Origin of the sequence: Neochlamydia sp. TUME1 (genome assembly GCF_000813645.1) — a bacterium.
GTDB lineage: Bacteria > Chlamydiota > Chlamydiia > Chlamydiales > Parachlamydiaceae > Neochlamydia.
Map to the genome: position 1 here is coordinate 1 of NZ_JRXI01000196.1, position 21,292 is coordinate 21,292.

Below are 21,292 nucleotides of genomic sequence, written 5' to 3' on the forward strand. Positions count from 1 at the left end.
AATTTGTTAAATTTTGGAGTTTACTTGTCTTTCTTAAGTAGTTAATCTTTTGATTTAAACTATAGCAGGAGCCATGCTATCGTTTGTTAACTTTAAGGAAAGGGATAAGCATGAAACATTCCGTATTTACTTCCGAATCAGTAGGAATTGGTCATCCTGATAAAGTGGCTGATCAAATCTCTGATGCTATATTAGACGCTTGCCTTGAACAAGATGAAGACTCTAGAGTGGCCTGTGAAACAATGGTAACTTTGGGTCTTGTCGTTGTCGCAGGAGAAATTACGACCAAAGCGCAAGTGGATTATCAAGAAATCGTACGTAACACCCTCAAATATATAGGATACGATCAAGCACAAGAGGGCTTTGATTATCGCTCATGTGGCGTGCTAACTTCCATTCATAAGCAATCTTTAGACATCGCACAAGGCGTCAATGAAAGCGAAGGCCTTTATAAAGAACAAGGTGCAGGCGATCAAGGCTTAATGTTTGGGTATGCTTGTGAAGAAACACCCGAGTTAATGCCTCTGCCTATCACGCTAGCCCATCAAATTGTTCGAGAACTTCATTGCATTCAGCAAAACAAACAACTTCCTTATCTAAGACCCGATGCTAAAACGCAAATTACAATCGAATATAATGAAAAACATCAACCCATTCGTCTTCATACCGTCGTTATCTCCGTACAGCATGCAGAAGAAGTTAAAAGAGAAACAATCGTCCATGATATGAAAGCACTTGTGCATAGGATAGCCCCTAAAGGCTTTATTACAGATCATACTCTTTTCTACATTAATCCTACCGGCCGTTTTGTTATTGGAGGCCCTGCGGGAGACTGTGGGCTTACCGGAAGAAAGATTATTGTAGATACTTATGGAGGAATGGGCCATCACGGAGGTGGGGCTTTTTCAGGTAAGGACCCCTCTAAGGTAGACCGTTCCGCTTCCTATGCAGCGCGTTATGTGGCAAAAAACATCGTGGCGGCCAAATTAGCCCGGCGCTGTGAAGTGCAAATTTCCTATGCCATTGGTGTTGCTCATCCAATTTCTATTAAAATTGATACCTTTGGTACAGGTTCAGTAAGCGAAAATATTCTCAGCAGGGCTGTCCCTTTAGTGTTTGATTTAACACCTAAAGGTATCATTCAAATGCTTAATTTAAAAAGGCCTATTTATCGTTCTACCGCTTTTGGTGGGCATTTTGGGCGCCATGAAGAAAACTTTACTTGGGAAAAAACAGATAAGATTATTTCCTTGTTAGAATGCGTAAAGATGGAATCCTTTGCCGCAGGATAGAGTATGTCATTAACAATCGAGCAAATGAAAAAACTTCTCAAAGAAATTAACTCTTCTTTAAAAGAAGTGCTTTTTGATTATTGCACAGCTCCACATTCCCAAAAGATTGTCCTTCATTTCAAAGAGGCTCTCCCTTTATTGATTTGTTTTCAAGAAGCCTTTTTACGTTTTCATCTTACCCAATACTCTGGCCAAGATACTTCTTCATTTTTTTCTAAAAAGCTGACTCAGCACCTACGGGGGTGGTACTTAAAAAGCTGTGAACTTGTCAATGAAGATAGAATTTTACGGATGGTTTTTAAAAAAGGCGAGCTCACCCAAACTCTTATCAGCGAGCTTATTCCTAAAAAACCCCATTGCTATCTTGTGGATAGCCAACGTAGTATCCTAGTTTCTTTACATCCTACTATCCATACTTCTTATATTCCTCCTAAAACTCTGCCTCCTCTTCTATCACTCGGCTCTCCTGAAGATATTACTAGTACTTCGGTTGAAGCTATGTACAGACATAAAGAGTTAGAAGCTGAATTTCTTAAAAAAAGAAATACGCTAGTTGCCGAGCTAAAAAATAAATTGAATAAAACCCAGAAAGCCGAAGCTAAATTTTCTGAAGAGCTAGAGAAAGCACTTCTTTGGGAACAAGCACACCATGAAGCTTCCCTTCTTCAAGCCAATCTATATAAGATAACTAAGGGTTTAAGGCAGGTCAGTGTCAATGATTGGTTGAAAGATAATAGAGAAATCATTTTAAACTTAGATCCTACCTTGCCGCCCTCAGAAGAAGTCTCTAAGCGCTTTCAAAAAAGTAAAAAATTAAAGAAAGCGATTGACCCCCTCTCCGCTCAGTTAAAGCAGGCCCATCAAGCCGTAGAAAAGTTATCTTTAATGCTAGAACAGGTGCAACAGATAGAAACTAAGCAAGAGCTTGAAAGTTTTTGCCAGATACATGAAGAGCTATCTAAAAAAATAACAAAGAACAAACTAGCCAAGAAGACTTTATCTTTACCTTATCACGAATTTGTTACTCAAGCAGGGTTAAAGATATGGGTGGGTAAGAACGCCCATGCTAACGATAAATTAACCTTTACTTATGCCCATGGCTCAGATTATTGGCTACATGCTAGAGATGGCCCTGGATCGCATGTCATTTTACATCTGGGTAAGCATCTTAAACCCGATGAAGAATCTCTACTAGATGCCATTCATGCAGCTCTTTTCTACAGCAAAGCTAAAGAGCGCCAAGAAGGAGAAGTTTGCATCACTCAATGTAAATATGTTTCGCGTTATAAAAAAAATCTTCCAGGAAAAGTCCATCTCTCTCTTCAACGTATTACCTATGCTAAAATAGATCTGGAGCGGCTGAAAAAGCTTAAAGAAAATAAGTTTACCAATCTTAGTTAGGGTTTAAGGGTGAGTTAAATAATAGAAGTTCTGGGCAAGCTTCTTATCCAATCACGTAATAAAACTATGCCTTTAACTAGCGAGGAAGCTGTTGGAGATGTAATACTGCTTGAAAAAACTTTATCTGTAGAGCCTAAAAAAGGGAATTAACTCTTTAAAAGCTGACTTTCTCCTTAAAAAGAGATTTTTATTAAGCATAGGTTTGCATAAAAAGCTGCTCAAAGGCGTATTATTTCATCCGATAACCTATTAGCTGATGAGGACGCAAGCCATTTCATTTATAAGCAAAAACGCTGCTTTATTTTTCCTGAAATATTTTCCAGTGGATTCTCTTTCACCTGAAGCTTTCGTAGAGCTGGTAACTGTCCTATTTTGACAGGAAGGGAGGTAAGGTGATTGCCGTTTAAGTAAAGCTCTTGCAGCCGAGAAAGCTGCCCTATCTCTGAAGGAAGAGAGGTAAGTTGGTTGTTGCTTAATCCAAGCTCTTGTAGCTGTGATAGCTGCCCTATTTCGATAGGAAGGGTAGTGAGTCGATTTCTATGCAAGCCAAGCTCTTGCAGCCGAGAAAGCTGCCCTATCTCTGAAGGAAGGGAGGTAAGCTGGTTGTTGTTTAAGCCAAGCAATTGCAGCCGTGATAGCTGTCCTATTTCTGCCGGAAGGGTGGTAAGCTGGTTGTGACCTAATTCAAGCAATTGCAGCTGTGATAGTTGCTCTATCTCTGCCGGAAGGGTAGTGAGCTGGTTGTTGCTTAAGCCAAGCAATTGTAGCTGTGATAGCTGCCCTATCTCTGGGGGAAAGAGAGTAAGCTGGTTGTTGCTTAAACCAAGCCCTTGCAGCTGTAGTAGCTGCACTATCTCGGTGGGAAGGGTGGTGAGCTGGTTGTGATCTAATTCAAGCTCTTGCAGCTGTGATAGCTGCCCTATCTCCGCGGGAAGGGAGGTAAGCTGGTTGTTGCTTAATCCAAGCTTTTGCAGTTGCGATAGTTGCCCTATCTCTGCAAGAAGGGAGGTGAGTTGATTGTTGCTTAATTCAAGCAATTGCAGCTGCGATAGCTGCCCTATCTCTGCAGGAAAGAAGGTAAGTTGGTTATTGTTTAAGATAAGCCCTTGCAGTTGCGATAGCTGCCCTATCTCTGTAGGAAGAGTGGTAAGCTGATTGTTGCTTAATCCAAGCTCTTGTAGCTGTGATAGCTGCCCTATCTCTGCAGGAAAGAAGGTAAGTTGGTTGTTGTTTAAGTCAAGGCATAGCAGTTGCAATAGCTGCCCTATCTCTGTCGGAAGGGAGGTAAGTTGGTTGTTGCCTAGGCCGAGCCCTTGCAATTGCGATAGCTGGCCTATCTCTGCCGGAAGGAAGGTAAGCTGGTTGTTGCTTAAATCAAGCGCTTGCAGCTGTGATAGTTGCCCTATTTCTGCCGGAAGGAAGGTAAATTGGTTGTTTCTTAAGTCAAGATCTTTCAGTTTTGTTAATTGCCCTATCTCTGGAGGTAAAAAGGTTAAGCCAATTCCTTGTAAGTTTAGCTTCATAAGTTTTTTGCCATGCCTTTTAATCCACTTACTAAAAAGCTTTCCTTTTTCTTCTAAAGGCAAATACTTGATTTCTTCTCGGCTTAAATATTTCTCTCCCCCAGGGATTTGTTTCCAAATTAAGAGGCGATTAATATTTAAGAGATAAAAGGAATAATTAGCCAGAGTAAGATATTTTTTTTCTTCGGTTTTCCATTCAAATTCTAAGGGATAAAGGAATCTAGCTAGAGTAAAAATTTGCTTAAAGATTGCATTTACTTTTGCTGTTTTAGAAAGCCCTTCTTCTAGCTTATAAAGCTTATCTAAAATAAAAGCCTGCTCGTTAACATCTCCTTGAGGAACATGCATTTTACCTATTTGCTTATAAAGAGAAGGCATGACTTCATTAGCTAGCAGTTGGCGCCATCTTCCACATACACTAAATAAGGAAGGGCTAGCACAAGCCTTTAAAATAGGGACTAGTATTTCATTAGGCACGCTTTCAATGCTGCTAAAAGAGCTAGGATTCATTGTATGGCCTTCTTTAAATTTGATGATTTTTTTAATCTTTCTTTAGGGCATCATATAGGGAAAAACGCAAAACATACAAGAAAATGCTAGAAATAGAGCCGTAGCCATAAAGCTTGAAAATAGAGGAATGTAATGAACTGCTAAAGACTTTACCCCTGCTTTGGCAAAAAACTTTAAAGGTTAATGGCTCTTGATAGGCCGGGAAGTTCTCTGTATCCTTAAAGCTTTTTGAAAGCAAGCCTCTTCATCCCCTTTAAACATTAGGTGATAAAGATACTAAAATATTTTAGCTCGCCGCCGTAAATACTGCCTTATGCCCGGGAAATTGCATGAAGATTTTATTTACCCTTTAGCATTTCCATTATGGAGTCTCGATCCCATCCAGCCTTTGCTCTCTTACCCTTAATTCCTACTTTTGTTTTTGTATCACCGTGATTTCTCGCCACATTTCAGAATAATACGCTTTCAATTAACACTTTCTACAATTAAGCATACGATACAGCACATAAGCTTTTTATCCTTTTTTCGTTTAGGCATACCTTTTCCCACGAAGCTATCGCCATCTTCTCTAGCTCTTTGTAACCCTTGTAGATACGATTGGACCAATAATGGCTGCGCAAATAGTGCCCCATGTTTTCAACCGGGTTAAGTTCAGGACTATAAGGAGGCAAGAAGAAAAGGTGAATATTAAGAGGAAACTTAATTGCCTTGCTAATATGATAACCAGCTCGGTCTAAAATTAATAAGGCATGAAAAGAAGCTGGTAATGACTGATTAATTTGCTTAAGAAGAATTTCTAACCCCTTGGCTATTTAGGAAAGGAAGAATTATTCCTTTTGCCTTCCCTGAACGTGGGCAAACAGCTGTAGCTACATAGAAGTTTTTATACTCTGTCTGCCTTAAGAGTTTTTGGCCTAGTTCCTTTTTTTGCCCATCTCCTAGTGAAGGTGCTTTGTTGCCTAAAGCCTTGCTTCATCTTCAAGCCAAACTTCGATCTTTTGTTTAAGAAATTGTTTGTTTAAAGTGGTAATGACTTCTGGAATTTTTTTAAGGGCTTCTTGTTCTCTTAAGTTGGCTTTATAGTGCTTAAGGGCGGGGGGACCAAGGGTGGCATAGTGACAGCGACGTAAAATTGCCCAAATTCCTGGAACGGTTAAGTTTTTGCTAAACTCCTTTTTTAATATAGCTTGCAAATCACGTAAATGGAAAACATTGATGTTTTCTTCAGATTTAGTCCCTTTTTCTACTCGCTCTAAAAATGCTTTTTCTTGCTTAAACGTTAAAGCTCTTTTTCTGCCGGTTATTTTAGGTCTTCTATCTTTTAGTCCTTCCACCTGGTTTTGTGAATTCTATCTAGCCGGTGATTTTTTCACTTAGCCTATAGAAAAGCATTCCTATTTATTATTCTTCCTCTTCTAAGAAACGATAGCCCACTCCGCGGACCGTCTCAATCCATTGAAAGTTGGGGCCTAATTTTTTACGAAGAGAAGCAATGTGCACATCAATATTTCTATCCACCACGAAAGCGTCACTATTTTGAATATCGTCAAGCAATTGGTTACGTGTTAAAACCTTACCCATATTTGTTACCAAGCGCTTTAAAATCCCAAACTCTGACAGGGTTAAAGATATAGATTTATCGTTTTTTCTTACTAGATAACGCTCTACTTCCATCGTAAAATTACCAAATGCAATAGTTTTTAAAGCTTTTTCAGGGAGATCTTTGCCACGTCGTAGTACAGCTCGAACGCGTGAAAATAAAACTTTAGGAGAAAAAGGCTTCGCAACATAATCATCGGCCCCTAATTCCAGCCCTAACACTACATCTAATTCCTCACTTTTTGCAGAAATCATAATGACAGGGATATCTTTTAATTCGGGATGAGTTTTCATTTTTCGGCAAACATCTAGGCCACTTAAGCCAGGAAGCATAATATCCAAAATAACTAAATCCGGTTTTTCTTTTTCAATGGCCCTTAATCCATTCAGACCATCAGTTTCTGTATGCAATTTATATCCAGAAATATCTGCTTGTAATTTAATCAATGCAGCTATATCTTCCTCATCTTCAAGCAGGACAATTTTTGATTTTTGCATGATACGCCTTATCTCAAGGTAAATTCTTTTTATAATTTATTTTAACATAGGCTGGATTTTTATTTCATCAAATTTTAAAATACTTTTTTTAATGGTTTTTTCTTTCATTAAAAATTTTTTTACAAAGTTTAGTATAGAAGATTTTTAAGGTTGACTCTAATGTCCTATTTTAAAATTTTTACTCTTTCGTTGTGTATTAGCTTGCTGTTTATTGCTCTCTTTATAGGGTTTGCTTTTGATTCAGGAAGCACTCTTGACCAAACTTATGAGTATTTTTCTAGCCAACAATACGATGAAGCACGCCGCCATCTCTTACATGGCGATCATCCTATTTCATTAGCAGATTTATATTTATATGAAGGGTATATAACCCGTGAGAAATTAGGAGCAGAAAAATCACAACCTTATTTTTTAGAGGCTCTGCAGCATCCGGCTAATAAAAGAAGCAACACCGCTTTCGAATTATCATTAAATTTAGCCTTGAATGCTTTTTTACAAAAAGATCCAGAAACCTTACACCAAGCGCTTGATCAATGCCTTTTGTATACTAATGCTGATCATCCTTGGTTCCTTTTCTTTAAAGGCAACTATTTTTATCTGCTTAAAGATTATCCTCAAGCCCTTACCCATTGGCAAGCTAGCCAATCTAGACCCTGGCTATCTAAATGGATGGAAGCAAGTTTTCAACGTCATCTTCCAGAAGATAAAGTGAGGCTTAATTGTTTATACGCTCAAATTGAGCTAGGCCAATTGGAGGAAGCCCGCCAAGCTTTGAAAGAAATGCTTTTTACCTCTCCCGCGGCTACCAAGCATGATTCTAACCTTCTATTAGCCTTAAGCTACAGGAAAGAAGCCGAGACATTGCTCCCACCTGCACGCCCTTTTGCTTTTCAAAAAGCTGCTGACTATCTCCAATTGCTGCCCGAAGAGAATGTCTATTACATTCAAGAAAAAAGCTCCCTCGCTCATTCCTTTAAAGAACAGCTTTTGCAAGAAATTGAAGGCTCCACATTTATAAACTTACCGCTTTATCTTCAGACGTTAGAAAAAATGCAGGCTTCTACTCAATTAGAGGAAATAAGTAAGCGATTTGCTCAAAGATTTACTGAGATGACCCTTACAGGAAATATTGAGGAAGCTTCGCAATTTATCCAAGGAATAGCAGACCATTTGCATGAAGGTAATTTTAATCAGCTATTGGCCTCACAATTAACAGCCTCTATGCAAGAAGCAATAAAAAAGGGCCGCCTTCATTACTGGAAAGAGGGTTGGATTCTCAGCCAAAAGCTTCTCTCTTCTGATTCCTCATGCCTGCCAACACTCATCAATGCTTTAACATCTAAAATCTTAGGATTGCTTGAGGATGATTCTGAAATTTTTAAAGAAATTTACTCCTATCTTGGCCTATGGCAGGCTTTAGAAAAAAGGGCTTTCCAGCGCTATACTTTAGCTCGGCAGTTATTGCAAAAAGCTGAATGTCTTTGGTCGCTTAAAAATGAACCTCAAAAAGCCATCAATCTTATAAAATTAGCCACCTCCTTACCCTTCGAAGAAGAGCTAAAAGAGTTCCAGCAAGATATTGAACGTGCAGTCATTAAAATATATCGACAGGCAGTTCTTCAAGATAATATTCACCAGTTTGCCTTTATTCAACAAGCTGTACAACAATTTAATTTTAATTCTCTGCCCGTCCTGGAGGCAGCAGAAATTGCTAATCAAATAGCAGATGCGCAATACTTGTACAAAAAAAAGCAGTTTACCTTAGCTGCCGATAAAGCTTTAGGAGTGCTTAAAGTTGCTCCTTGCGATCAAGCAGCTCGCCGTATAGCTGTTTTGGCTGCTTATCAAGAAGGGAAATATTTTGAGGTGGTCGAACATGTTAAACATTTAAACAGTCTAGATTTTTCTATCTTAGAGCCTCTGGCCATCTCTATGCTCATTACGGGAGAGAAGGAAGGCGCCTCTTTTCTGAGACTTCTCTCCGATCATCAGCCTTTATCTGATGATAATAAGCTGCGCCTAGGTTTAGGCTATTTACTAATATCTCAGCCCGAACCAGGCATTGGTTGGCTGTCGCAAATTCAAAGGGCTAAAAATGATGGATTCCATGATGAAGTCCTCCTAGGATTTTATATTGCCGCCTTTCAAAAACAAGATTGGCCACAAGTGATTAACTTGTATTCTCAACTGGCTCCTTCTAGGCAGCAAATTCCTGCCGTTCAAGGAATGATTATCCAATCTTATCTTGCCCAGGATCAAAGAGAGCAAGCCGAAGAGCTATTTGCTACCTTTTTAAAGCACAGTTCCTTTGACTTTCTTGAAGAAAGGGACTCTACGGCTTATAATATCCTTAAAAAGCATTTGTATAGTTTTAATGCCTACGATTTTGCTGCCCGCTATTTTCTGTATGTCAAAAAAGATTTAGCCCAAGCCTTAAGTTATTTTCGTGAAGTTAAAAATCCCCTTCCTGATCTTCTTTTAGAAAGGGCCCAGCTTGCTTATACATTAAAAAATCACCCTGAATCTGTTAAAGATTTACATGAAGCCTTACAAAACGCTCAGGGCTTGCCACGAGAAAAAGCTTTATTGCTTTTAGGTCAAATTTATTTTGAAATTGGTCTATATCCTGATAGCGTTTCTTGTTTTAAAGAACTATTTGCTTTAAATTGTCGGCAGGATCTGAGTGTTCATCGATTATATGGCCAAGCGCTTACCCTCCTAGGAAGACCTGATCTTGCCTCTATACATTTTAGGCACTTTGAAATAGATCATCTTGCTTCATCTTCACCTCCTCAAAATTTTGGCATAGACCTTAAGGAAAATAAATCTCTCAATAAAAGACAACAGCTATTAGAACATCAGCTACAGTTATACCCTCAAAGTATCTCCCTTCAGCTGCTTTCAGCTAAAGAGCTTGTTTTTTGTTTCAATTATTCAGCGGATAGCTGCGATAATAGATCTGAAAAACTTCTATTAGCACACGAAATTCTTAAGAAAATTAATGAAAAGCACTCTTACCTTCCAGAGGCCTGGTATCTTCAAGGCCAAGTTTTAACTCATTTAAAACTTAATCGAAGTGCCAAACAAGCTTTCTCAAAAGCAATTGATTTAAATCCTTACTATGTTGAAGCCTATAAGCAACTAGCGATAATTAATAAAACTGAGAAAGATTTTGGCTCTGCTCTTTATCATCTGAGGCAAATTTTACAAATTGCTCCCCATGATGAAGAAGCATGGAGGTCGCTGGCTTGTATAGAAGAAGAGCAAAATCATCTCAGCGATGCCATTCAAGCCTGGAGTAAAGCATTAAAGCTCCAACCCCTTCACCCTCTTTATTTACTCAAATTAGCGCATTTAAGTTTTAATCTACACGCCACAGAATGGAGTGAGAAGGCATAAATTAATTATACCGATCCCCTCAAAAAAAATTTAAAGATGGAAATTAATGTGCCCGGCAAGCTTTTGCTCCTTCTTAATTGAATCTTTTTGCTTTTTGCTATATCCTATAAATAATTTAAAAGAGATCCATTGATGTTTTTTGTATTTGTACTTTTTGCCCTTTTTGCTAGCGTTTTCACAGTCGGCAAAGTCGCTCTAGAATATGCCCAGCCTTTTTTTCTGATTGGATCACGCATGCTAGTGGCAGGTATACTTCTTTTAGCCTATGAATTTTACCGCAAGGGCGCCCACATCTCCATGAACTGGCACAGCTTTGGTCGTATCTTACGCCTAGCTTTCTTTAACATTTATATTACCAATGTACTCGAATTTTGGGGGCTTAAATATTTAACCTCTTTTAAAACATGTTTTATCTATAGCCTTTCTCCCTTTATATCTGCTTTATTTTCCTATTTTATTTTCACAGAAAAAATGTCGATAAAAAAATGGATAGGATTAATGATTGGATTTGTAGGCATACTTCCCATGTTACTCAGTGAAACATCTGCAGAGCAAAAAGCGGGCCATTTCTTTATGTTTTCTTGGGCTGAGCTAGCTGTAATTATTGCAGCTACGACAAGTGTTTATGGATGGATTCTTTTACGTCAGCTCGTTAATGAAAATCTTTACTCGCCTTTACTTGCCAATGGAATGAGCATGCTGATAGGTGGAATCATTACCCTTTTTCACTCGATGTTAGTAGAAGATTGGAAGCCAGTACCTGTTAATCTCAATAACCTTGTCCCCTTCTTTATTTGTGCCGCTTGGTTGTTACTTGTTTCAAATCTTATCTGCTATAATCTTTATGGCTGGCTGATGAAACGTTTTTCTGCCACTTTTATGTCTTTTGCAGGCTTTTCCACTTCAATGTTTTCTGCTCTATTCGGGTGGGCTCTCTTAGGAGAGGAACTAGGCCTAGCTTTTTTCATTTCTTCGGCCCTTAATTTGCTAGGCTTAAGTCTTTTCTACCAAGAAGAATTAAAAAAGTCTAGCGTTAGGGTAGACCAACAAACGACTAGCTAAAGAAAAAGCATCTCCCGGGTTTATATTGCCTTTCTGTAGTTGATTACTTTTTTCATAAACTATCCATCGCATTGCTCATCATTTCCTTGAAATTACCTAATGAATTATAGAATTAAGGCTCTCACAGCTAACAAAAACGGGGTGCAAACATAAAAAGCCTTGTTTAAATTTAGAGCAAACCTTATAAAAGGTCTTCCTGAAGCTTTATCAAGAGTGTTACCATGTCATCCTCCCGCATTGAAGGAGAAACTTACTTTCAAGCCAATACCTTCTTTTATAACGACCATATCAACCCTATCATTGCTTCTATTATTCCTCAGTTTGAGGGGATGATGCGATCTTATGTGATCTTACACTTAATTTTTTTGATATTAGGTGGGATTGAATGTATCTTAATGGTTACCTTTTTTAGCTTATTGACACAATCCGCTTTACTGGCTATGTGCTTAGCTGGAGTATTTCTTACTTTTTTTTCTTATTTTATTTTGAAAGTTTATTACCAGACTAAGAAGCCTGAGCAGCATAAAGAGATCATTCAACGTTATTTGTCTGCTTGCAAAAGCCTTTTGAATTATCAAGAAGGCTGCCCAGAACATCATATTGCTTTAGCCAATGCATGTTGCAAATTAGCTAATAACCTTCACGGCAAAGAGTATAATTTCTACGCCTTCCCTCAATGGCTAAAATCTTTACATTCTTTTATAGAAAAATTTAGCTGCTGGTGGCATTGGCAAGATGTCCATCGCTTTAAAGAACTTCTCTTGTTAACTTCTGTAGAAGAAAATATCAAGCTTGTCAAGTGTGAGCCGACCAGCTTGGAAGTCCATGCCTCGCTTGCCAATGCTTATGTTATGCTTTCCGGGCTTTACGTAGATCCGCGTAAGTTAGAGGGCTATGATGAAGAGCGTTGGATGCCTGTAGAGCGCTATTCCTTTCAGATGGAAGAAAAATTCCGTGCAATTGCAGAACGAGCCATTGAAGAATTTAAGGTCCTTAATGATTATGCGCCCAATGATCCCTGGGTTCATGCGCAATTAGCTTATAGCTATCGGGATTTACAAATGCCTAAAGAAGAAATTAAAGAATATGAAACCATCTTAAAATTAAATCCTGGTGATCGAGAAACTTTTTATAAACTGGGCCTCCTTTACTTTCAACAAGGGTTCAATGCGCAGGGACTACGTGTGTATGAAGAATTAAAACGTACGCATTATAAAAAGGCAGAAAGCCTAATGGAAAATTATGGCTTATTTAAACCTTTTTCTTAAGAGCATCCATTGAAATACTTATTTATTTTATTTACCACTCTATCTTTATCATTAGCTGCCGAAGAGTCTGTTATAGATTTTTTTGAAAAACGTTTATCTTTACAGCCTCCCACGGAGCAGGAGGAATTAGCTGTAGTCCAGGCTATACAAATCTTTCTTGAACGCATTCAACAAAGAAATATTAATGACGCTTATTTTCTAAGTACAAGTAAAGAGTTTCAAAAAGCCTCTTCTTTCAACTATTTTCGGCTATTCACCCAAGACCTTTATGGAAAAGTTTTAACTACTCAGCTCACCAGAAATAATGTTTCCTTTACTAATGTAGTCAAAGATCAAGCTACTTATCAAATCTTGTTAAAAGGCTCGCCAGCTCATCAAAAATTTTACCTTGAATTTGATCTGGCTAATCAAGAAGGCGATTGGAAAATTATGCATATCAAAATCTATGAGAGCTACTCTTCCAATTCTTCGCAGCAATCTTAATTTCTTATATAAGAAAATCCTCAATTGTTTCTTAAATATATTTTAAGTTTTTTATCCTTCTCATTCCTTACCTACTTTTAAACCCAGCTTGAAAGTCGCATCTTAAGTTGCCTAAAATCCCTTGAAGTAAATTTTCAATCCATTGCTCAGGGAGTTGCAAGCCAGCTTTAATGGCGCTGACCTTAAATCCTATTTAAAGGCACGTAGCAATTAAGGTTTTCTAGAATGTATTTTTTGTTTAATCTATACCTTTTTTGTGGGATGAGAAGAGTAATGACAAATCTATCTAACGCCAAGCGAATCTTGTTAAAACTTTCTGGAGAAACCCTCTTAGGTGAGCAGCCTTTTGGCATCCATTTTCCTACTACGCAGCAGTTAGCTAGCGCGCTAAAAAATATAAAGCAAGAAGGTTTTGAATTAGCTTTGGTCATTGGAGGAGGAAATCTTTTTCGAGGTCTTCAATTAAAAGACTCAAAAATCCCTCGCTCTGCTGCAGATCAAATGGGCATGTTAGCAACCCTCATGAATGGTATAGCCCTACAGCAAGCCTTAACCTCTATTGGCTGTACAACTAAGCTAATAAGCGCCCTTGAATGCCCTAAGGTGGCCGAAAGCTATAACTGGAACCGCACTAACGATTACCTTGCTGCTGGCCATATCGTCCTTTTCGTAGGTGGCACCGGTAATCCTTATTTCACTACGGACAGCGCTGCTGCCCTGCGTGCTTGCGAAATACAAGCTGATGTTTTGCTTAAGGCTACCAAAGTCAAGGGTGTCTACACTCAAGACCCTTTAAAATTTCCTCAAGCAAAAAAATATATGACTTTGTCTTACTCTCAATATCTTGCAGAAAAGCTAGAAGTTATGGATACAACTTCCATCGCTCTTTGCATGAATAATCAGCTTCCTATTTTTGTGTTTAGCATGGAAGCTCTTGGAAAAGAATCTTTAAAACAAATATTATCGAAAACGGAAAATGGAACATTAATTAGTTAAGAAAAATCTCTGAAGAGACAGTCTGAACATAGGAAAAATGGAGTTGTATAATGAATATTCTTGAACAAGCAAAATCTAAAATGTTAGTGGCGATTGAACATTTGAAAAATGATTTAAAATCTATACGCACCAATCGTGCCAATGCGGGTATGTTAGATAGCATTTTTGTAGAAATTTATGGCTCTAGCATGCGTATCAAAGAAGTTGCTAATGTGACGGCCCCTGAAGCACGTACGCTTTTAATTACTCCTTTTGATCCTTCTACAACAAATGCAATTGGCAAATCCATTGAAAAAGCTAATCTAGGCTTTATGCCTATCGTGGATGCTAATTCTATCCGCATTAAGATTCCTCCTATGGATGAAAATATGCGCAAAGAGATGGTCAAGCAATGCCATAAAAAGAAAGAAGAAGCAAAAATTAGTATTCGTAATATACGCCGAGAGTTTAATGAAGCTGCCAAAAAACAGAAAACAGCTGGTGAGCTTACTGAAGATGGGCTGAAAAAGAATGAGAAAAATGTCCAAGAGTTGACGGATAAGTTTTGCAAAGAAGCTGACGAGCTAGCAGAAAAAAAAGAAAAAGAAATTATCACCATTTAGTTATTGCTTATAAAAGTCAAAATCCTGTAACATTAGGCCTCTTTAAGGAAACTTGAAGAAAAATACCTTATAGATTTCTCAATTTTATAAGGTGCTAGTCAGGCCCCATCGTCTAGCCTGGCCTAGGACACCGGATTTTCATTCCGATAACAGGGGTTCGAATCCCCTTGGGGTCAATTGCACGAGACTTTAGCTCAGTCGGTAGAGCATCTCACTTTTAATGAGAGGGTCGATGGTTCGAGTCCATCAAGTCTCAAGCTTTTAAGCAATGTCTATGTTACACTTCGTCTCAAGCTTTAAGGTAATTTTAACTTTTTAATCTTGCTAATTTAAGTTAAGCATTTATCAAGCCAAATACCCGTAAATCAGATCCATCATTTTTTTGCCTTTAGAAATACTTTACCCTTTAAATAGGCCTCTTAAGCTTACAAAGCATCTGCTTTTCCATTTTTCATGGTTTATATTTAACTTGCATCTAATTAAAGTCCTAATCTGCCTACCTTTTGTTATTAAGCGCCCCTCCCTCCTATAAATGGATCAAACCTAACTGTAGAGGATATTAGAATAGGTTTATGCTCTTAGCATTTAAAAACTCACTAAAAATTAACTTTTACAAATGAAGAGATAAAACCTTAAGCTCTTTGCAAGCTAATGGTAAGCTTAAGCCTCTACTAGAACCCTGTCGGCTATAGATAAAAACGCCTTCTAAGGGGTGCCGGAACCAAATAAGCAAAAAAACACTCTACCTACGAAAATAAATTTATACTTTTTTGCTCACATTTTCTATAGTAGGTGTAAATATATAACATCTATCAAAAGATCGATTATGGTTAAAAAGGCCTTTGAATTTTTTGAAGAGCAAGTTCCTGAACGCCCCATTGAATGCACAGAATGCAAAAAACCTGTGGCCATTTGGTATACGGAGCTCATCGGAAATACTGTCTCACAAACCAGCATGTGCTCAGACTGCCCTATCTTGCGACGTAAGCTCCATGGCCAAACAAGTGAAAAAGAAATGGGCCATATGGTCGGGGAAACAAGCTTGGCTTGTGGAGAATGCAATACCTCTTTAGAATCATTACGAGTAGGAGCCTCTTTAGGATGTAGCAATTGCTACGAAGTTTTTGATGACATTATCTTACAAGAACTCCTCATTCTCGATAAAGTTCCTCCTCGCGTAAAAGCTAATAAAAAAATTTTTCCTCTTCATATAGGGCGCAGCCCCGGTGAGGTTAGAGAAATCAGCCCTTCTTTACGTCTACTAGCTCTTAACGAAGCCCTCAATGAGACAATAAAGAGAGAAGATTATGAACAGGCTGCATGGCTGCGTGATCAAATTAGAGCTTTGACAGAGGAAAATGTGGAGAAAAGTAATGGCCAACAATAATAAATCTAATGTTATTATTAACCAGAAAAAGCTTTGGCAAAACAATGATAATGACATTTGGCTAGCTTCCATTCTTCATCTGCATCGAAATCTTGAGAAATTCAATTTCCCCGGCAAACTTAGTACAGAGCGACGTAAGCAGGTGGTTTCAGTTTTAAGCAAAGAAATTCTATCTTTAGGTCTACTCGAGACAGCCACTCTTATTCGGGCGGAAGAAATGGAACCTTTTGAGAAAGAATTTCTAGGAGAACATTTTTGGTCTAATGATAATTTCATCCAGGCTCATTTAGGAGAAGCTTTTATCATTGACGCTTCGGGGCAATTTTTAGCTTCTTTTAATATCCGCAATCACCTCCACTTGCAGCTTATCGAATGTAAAGGCGAACTAGAAAAAGCCTGGAATAAACTTCTGAAAATTGAAACCACTATCGGCCAGAACATTTCTTTTGCCTATAATGCTAAATATGGCTTTCTTACTGCAGATATAGGTAGCTGCGGCACAGCTTTACTTGTTTCTATCTATCTTCAACTTCCCGCTCTTGTTCATACGGGAAAAATGGAGGAAATAGTAGAAAAAAATAAAGAGGAAAGCATTGCTTGCTTTGGCCTTCGAGGCTCTCCCAAAGAAATTATTGGTGATTTGCTAGTCGTGCAAAATAACTATACCCTAGGCGTTACCGAGGAATCAATTATTTCTAATTTAAATGCCTTTGCCACTAAAATGGTTGTCGAAGAAAACACTGCTAGAAATCAAATTCGAGCCAGTAGTGATCCTTATATTAAGGATAAAATCAGTCGTGCCTTTGGTATTTTGACCCATTCTTATCAAATTGATGCTATTGAAGCCCTCAACGCTATCAGCCTCCTTAAATTAGGAATTGAAATGGGCTGGGTAGAAGGTATCTCCCGCCAATCCATCAATCAACTATTCTTTAATTGTCGAAGATCCCATTTGCTAGCAGAATTTCATGAGAAAACACATCTTCCTCAAGAAGAAATTGTCCATAAAAGAGCAGAGTTCATCCATAAAGCTCTCCTTCAAGCGCATCTAAGAGTTTAAAAATAAAGCTTGTTTAGCTTGCTAATTTATAATTAGCAAGCTTTTTTCCTTATTAAATAAAGCAAACATTATTCAACTAGGGGTAAAATAAGGCGTGAAGGATAAGCCGGGCCGGTATAGATTTTATTGCGGGCTATAGCACACCGACCAGAAGCCATTTCTAATAAACCCACGTTGTGATTAACTTCGTAGCGAGGAAAATTTGAACCGCAAATTGAGACTCTTATACAATGCCCTTTGGCAAAAACCATACTCGTAGAAGCTAAATCAATTTCAATCTCATAAGGCTTTTGCCAAGAAGCCCATCTTTTTAGTTGAGGAGATTGAATGGCTGTTCGATGGATTCCATCGGAAATTAAAATACTACGCCCATCCGGGTAGACATCACTTAAACGTACGACGAAATCGGTGTCAGAAGCATTGGAAGTTACATATAATTTAGCTAATAAATGGCCAGTGACTTCCAGGTCTTCTTCTAAAGGTTCAGTAGTAAATACCAGTACATCGGAACGACTTTCAATCGCTCGCTGATCTCTAGGGCCACAATCTAGAAAGAGATTACGCCCTCCTATTGTAGGAACAGGATTTTTAGGGTCAGCATTAAAGGAATAGACGCCCCTTTTTTCTTTTGTTATCTCGATCATTAATTTATGGTTTTGCCCCAAATAAAAAGCTTTATTTTTAGCAGGTATGGGCCAATTTTCAGCAGTTTTCCATACGTTTCCTTTCGAAGGCGAGCCATCAAAAGGACCCATAACGTAATAGGTCACGGGAGGCAATTGATCTACACCATTTTCTATGCCTTTAAGGTGATAATCAAACCAACGTTGAGGAGACATATCATAAGAGGGAGAAAATCCTTGAGGAGGAACAGGAAAATCACCTAGCTTAGAGGAGATAGGCCACCAATGAGTCCATGGCCCTATCAACAATTTCTGCTTTCCTAGCGCGCCTTTTCCTCCATGATTCTGCCGAGATACGAAAGCATCGATGGTCCCTTGCAAAAAGGTGTCATACCACCCTCCATATAAAAATCCTGGCACTCTTACTTTTTGTGCCACCTTGATTGAGTCTAACTCCTCCCAAAATGCATTATAAAAAGGCTGAGAGCTTACAAAGCTTAAAACCCCTGTATCTTTAGAATAATATCCCAGCCATCCTTCTACCTGATTTTTATGAAGCTGTCCACCTGGAAAAATGGCGTGATGGTATAAGCTACCTGCGGCAATTCCAATATACTGACATTTAAGAGATGGAGGTGCAGAAGGTGCTAGTAGCAGTTGAGTGCAGCCTACGGCTGAAAAGCCTAAGGTCCCAATCTTTCCATTCGTATAAGGACTTTTTGCTAACCACTCAACTGTATCATACCCATCTTGTAAAGCTCCCCAGCCATCGGTAATAAAAGGAGCCGTCTTCCCATTGATATCTAAAGCATTTCGGGTATCCTGCATGACTACTACATAGCCAAAATGGGTGAGGGAGGTATATCCCACCCAAGGCATTGCTTTGCGACCTGCTGGGCATCTTAATAAGATACAAGGAGCTTTTTTTTCCCTTCCCTCTGCGGGAAAATAAATATCTGCCGGTAATTCATAACCATCTCGCATGGGAATTTTAACTGTCAAATCGGCAACAAAATTATCTTTGGCCAAACATAATGAAGTACTTAAAAGAAAAAAAATTGTCAAAATTCTTAAATGCATGCGTTCTTTACCTCGAGTTAATGAATGAGTTTAATATTTTAGGGGAAGTAAAGTCAAAAAATATGTGGAGTCCATGCTATTTTGATTGAGATAAGGAACAATTTTAAGAAACAAAAAAGAGCAAAATTGCCTAACTAAATGAAAAAGCTAACTCAACTGTAGATACAGCTGTGATTAAGTAAGATTTATTTTTTACATTATCCTAGAAAAAAACTTTTCTTAAAGCAGGGGGGATTGAGGACAGCTAATCTTTTTAAACTGCAGAAGTTGGGTACGCCCCATCTTTCGCGCACTTTCTAATTGCAAGGTAAGCCATTTTTCTTTATCTATTAGCAGTGCTTTGCTTTCTTCAATAAATAACATTCCTTCAACTTTTAACAGGTTACTTTCATCTATCATGCTGATGACCTCTTCTGATAAACCCTTAGTTTCGTAAGGAGGGTCAATATAAATGATATCAAACTGCTCTCCTTGCTTTGCTAGCTTTTTTAACACAGTCCTAGCCTCTCCCCATAAAGGGCGGGCTTGCTTTTCCACCCCTAAAGATTGTATATTCTCACGCACACATTGGAGGCTTGCTTTAGCTTCATCTACAAAGGTTGCTTGAGCCGCCCCTCTGCTTATAGCTTCTAGCCCCATCGCCCCTGATCCACAAAAAAGATCTAGAAAAGAAGCATCTTCTATATAAGTTTGACAAATATTAAAGAGAGCTCCCCGTAGCTTATTGGTGGTGGGCCGAGTGAGAGTATGTTTAGGAAACTGAATTTTCCTGTTTTTATAGCGACCTGCAATGATATATAACATAAATGACTTTAAAAAAATTAATCTTCCATAAACAAAAAATTAAATTTCTTTACTTATAAGAAAATTTATTGTCCTTTTTATTTAAGATAAGGAAGAGTATAAGATGCCTAGCACATGATAGCGAAAAATGCCAGTAGGGATGATGCCTAATAGAGCATGAACCTCTACCTGTGCTCCTGCTTTAGATTTCATCTTCAGGCTGATATGATTGTCATTTTTAATAGCTAAACTGGCAATACCCTGCCTCCAAATATCTTTGCTCGGCTCTACAATTTCATTAAAGCTCTGAACAAATTTATCTGGACTCCAGCCTAGCAAGCTCCTGGATTGATTATTAACAAATAAAATCTTATTTTCTTTTTGAGAATAAAAAATAATGGCGCTGGCATTTTCTGCCCGTAAACTATCAAAGAGTCGTCTTAAATCTAAAGTATAGTTATCGACAGCCAAATCCTTAAAGCGTGAAGAGGTATTATAGTAATGACTTGCTCCCGTAATTTTCTGGGCAATGTCAATGCAGCGCTTTAATTGTATATTGGCTTGCATGCTATTTCGAACTTTTTTTTCGGGAAGACAGGAGATCTCTTCTTCAAATATGTCCGAAAGAGGAGGATAAATAGAGCTTGCCGACTCTAAAGGTAGACTTGAGTAAATAGGCATGCTTTGATTTTCAATTTCTGCTAACTGAATCAATGTTTTAATTTCATACGTCAAATCCGACACTTTAATCTCTAGTTGAGCAATTTGCTGCAATTTTTTATCAATGCATTCGCGTTGCTCAGTGATTGTTTTTTGAGACTCGTCTAAAAGCAATTTTTGCTGGTCTAAAGCGGATTCATAAGCCTGCTTGCTCATTTCATACTCCGCTGCAGAAGCACTAAGCTTTTCTTGTAGATGTTGATTATTCTGTTCTCTTTCCAGCAATTCTTTAGTTTTTGCCTCTAAATCTTTCTGAGCAGCCAGTACCTGCGCATGTAATTCATTATACTGTTCTTGAAGGTCTTCTAGAGCTTTGGCTTGAGTCATGTCTAGCTCAACAATATTGGACTGCTTAGGGGAAAATTCTGAAGCCTCTAGAACAGATGGCTGATTATCCCTTGTACCATGCTCGGCTTTATGGCTTAAACGGCACATCATCCAAAAAATTCCTAGGAGCCCTATACTACTACAAAATATTCCAAAAGCCAGTAAATTCCATCCTTTTTGCACGGGCATATACAGCCTCCCATAGCTACTCAAAAGCATTATAGGCAAAAGGTAGAAGGCAATAATGATCAGTAGGATGGTGTAACGTGAGCTATAGGATTTATACATAAATTCAATTTATTAAATATTAAGAGGATATCTTGCCAGAAGGATTAATAAGTTTAAACCTCAACATTAATTTTTTACATTATTTCCCTTAAAATCAAAATAAAATAAATCTTTAAATTTTTTGAAGAGATTTAAGGCAGCAGTAACTTTTTACATTTATTCTTAGCCAATCTCAGTAGGAAGAAAGGCTAACATTAGCGCTTGGCTACAAGGCAAGGTCTTGATGAGCTCTGTCACGATTAACTAGCTTATAATTAAATCTTATAAAAATTAGAAGCCTGCCGCTAATAAAGGTTATTAAAAATTTTCTCTATCTCACGTGAGAAAGGAAAAGCTAGCGCCCCCTGAAATCTTTTGTTGTAGGCTAATAATTTTTATTAGTAACTTTTTC

The 21,292-nt window shown here is 38.2% G+C and carries 17 protein-coding genes and 2 tRNA genes; 12 read left to right on the plus strand and 7 right to left on the minus strand.

Annotated elements, in window-relative coordinates:
* The first annotated feature begins 110 nt into the window (after positions 1-110).
* Both metK and DB41_RS08955 read left to right on the plus strand, forming a co-directional pair.
* Positions 111-1,292 carry a methionine adenosyltransferase gene (gene metK, locus DB41_RS08950; protein ID WP_039386468.1) on the plus strand — a complete coding sequence of 394 codons (1,182 nt, stop codon included), beginning with the start codon at positions 111-113 and terminating at the stop codon, positions 1,290-1,292.
* A gap of 3 nt (positions 1,293-1,295) precedes the next feature.
* Positions 1,296-2,693 carry an NFACT RNA binding domain-containing protein gene (locus DB41_RS08955; protein WP_039386469.1) on the plus strand — a complete coding sequence of 466 codons (1,398 nt, stop codon included), beginning with the start codon at positions 1,296-1,298 and terminating at the stop codon, positions 2,691-2,693.
* Between the two features lie 278 nt (positions 2,694-2,971).
* Here the strand turns inward: DB41_RS08955 and DB41_RS08960 are convergent, their stop codons facing one another.
* From DB41_RS08960 to DB41_RS08980, 4 genes are all read right to left on the minus strand, one after another.
* Complete coding sequence (locus DB41_RS08960; RefSeq protein ID WP_202965125.1) at positions 2,972-4,726, minus strand: leucine-rich repeat domain-containing protein; 1,755 nt, start codon at positions 4,724-4,726, stop codon at positions 2,972-2,974.
* A 485-nt stretch (positions 4,727-5,211) separates the two neighbouring features.
* Positions 5,212-5,538 carry a transposase gene (locus DB41_RS13080; RefSeq protein WP_080502489.1) on the minus strand — a complete coding sequence of 109 codons (327 nt, stop codon included), beginning with the start codon at positions 5,536-5,538 and terminating at the stop codon, positions 5,212-5,214.
* 147 nt (positions 5,539-5,685) lie between these two features.
* Positions 5,686-6,060, minus strand: a complete 375-nt coding sequence (locus DB41_RS08975; RefSeq protein WP_039386474.1) for a hypothetical protein — start codon at positions 6,058-6,060, stop codon at positions 5,686-5,688.
* Between the two features lie 67 nt (positions 6,061-6,127).
* A complete protein-coding gene (locus tag DB41_RS08980; RefSeq protein ID WP_039386475.1) occupies positions 6,128-6,823 on the minus strand; it encodes a response regulator in 696 nt (231 codons plus the stop codon).
* Positions 6,824-6,982: 159 nt separating this feature from the next.
* Between DB41_RS08980 and DB41_RS08985 the strand changes: the two genes are divergently transcribed.
* The 10 genes from DB41_RS08985 to DB41_RS09030 all read left to right on the plus strand — a co-directional run bounded on the left by DB41_RS08985 (position 6,983) and on the right by DB41_RS09030 (position 17,080).
* Entirely contained in the window at positions 6,983-10,222 is a 3,240-nt protein-coding gene (locus DB41_RS08985) for a DUF1347 family protein (RefSeq protein ID WP_039386477.1), read from the plus strand.
* 132 nt (positions 10,223-10,354) lie between these two features.
* Positions 10,355-11,284, plus strand: a complete 930-nt coding sequence (locus DB41_RS08990; protein WP_039386479.1) for a DMT family transporter — start codon at positions 10,355-10,357, stop codon at positions 11,282-11,284.
* Between the two features lie 221 nt (positions 11,285-11,505).
* On the plus strand, positions 11,506-12,552 hold the full coding sequence (locus DB41_RS08995; RefSeq protein WP_039386480.1) for a M48 family metallopeptidase: 1,047 nt from the start codon (positions 11,506-11,508) through the stop codon (positions 12,550-12,552).
* Between the two features lie 9 nt (positions 12,553-12,561).
* On the plus strand, positions 12,562-13,035 hold the full coding sequence (locus DB41_RS09000; protein ID WP_039386482.1) for a hypothetical protein: 474 nt from the start codon (positions 12,562-12,564) through the stop codon (positions 13,033-13,035).
* 273 nt (positions 13,036-13,308) lie between these two features.
* On the plus strand, positions 13,309-14,031 hold the full coding sequence (gene pyrH, locus DB41_RS09005) for a UMP kinase (protein ID WP_042239303.1): 723 nt from the start codon (positions 13,309-13,311) through the stop codon (positions 14,029-14,031).
* Between the two features lie 50 nt (positions 14,032-14,081).
* Positions 14,082-14,633, plus strand: coding sequence for a ribosome recycling factor (gene frr / locus DB41_RS09010; protein ID WP_039386483.1), 552 nt, complete (start codon positions 14,082-14,084; stop codon positions 14,631-14,633).
* Positions 14,634-14,734: 101 nt separating this feature from the next.
* Positions 14,735-14,809 (plus strand) — tRNA-Glu (locus tag DB41_RS09015).
* Positions 14,810-14,816: 7 nt separating this feature from the next.
* Positions 14,817-14,889, plus strand: a tRNA-Lys gene (locus DB41_RS09020).
* 570 nt (positions 14,890-15,459) lie between these two features.
* On the plus strand, positions 15,460-16,020 hold the full coding sequence (locus tag DB41_RS09025; RefSeq protein ID WP_039386485.1) for a UvrB/UvrC motif-containing protein: 561 nt from the start codon (positions 15,460-15,462) through the stop codon (positions 16,018-16,020).
* Positions 16,007-17,080 carry a protein arginine kinase gene (locus tag DB41_RS09030; RefSeq protein ID WP_039386487.1) on the plus strand — a complete coding sequence of 358 codons (1,074 nt, stop codon included), beginning with the start codon at positions 16,007-16,009 and terminating at the stop codon, positions 17,078-17,080. Before DB41_RS09025 ends, DB41_RS09030 begins: the two co-directional genes overlap by 14 nt.
* 68 nt (positions 17,081-17,148) lie before the next feature.
* On the opposite strand, the gene DB41_RS09035 is transcribed toward DB41_RS09030, so the two are convergent.
* The 3 genes from DB41_RS09035 to DB41_RS09045 all read right to left on the minus strand — a co-directional run bounded on the left by DB41_RS09035 (position 17,149) and on the right by DB41_RS09045 (position 20,901).
* Positions 17,149-18,783, minus strand: a complete 1,635-nt coding sequence (locus DB41_RS09035) for a CocE/NonD family hydrolase (protein ID WP_039386488.1) — start codon at positions 18,781-18,783, stop codon at positions 17,149-17,151.
* Positions 18,784-19,002: 219 nt separating this feature from the next.
* Positions 19,003-19,587, minus strand: a complete 585-nt coding sequence (gene rsmD / locus DB41_RS09040) for a 16S rRNA (guanine(966)-N(2))-methyltransferase RsmD (RefSeq protein WP_039386489.1) — start codon at positions 19,585-19,587, stop codon at positions 19,003-19,005.
* 81 nt (positions 19,588-19,668) lie between these two features.
* The gene (locus DB41_RS09045; RefSeq protein WP_155117651.1) at positions 19,669-20,901 is read right to left on the minus strand and encodes a hypothetical protein; all 1,233 of its coding nucleotides are present in this window, start codon (positions 20,899-20,901) and stop codon (positions 19,669-19,671) included.
* Positions 20,902-21,292 lie beyond the last annotated feature (391 nt).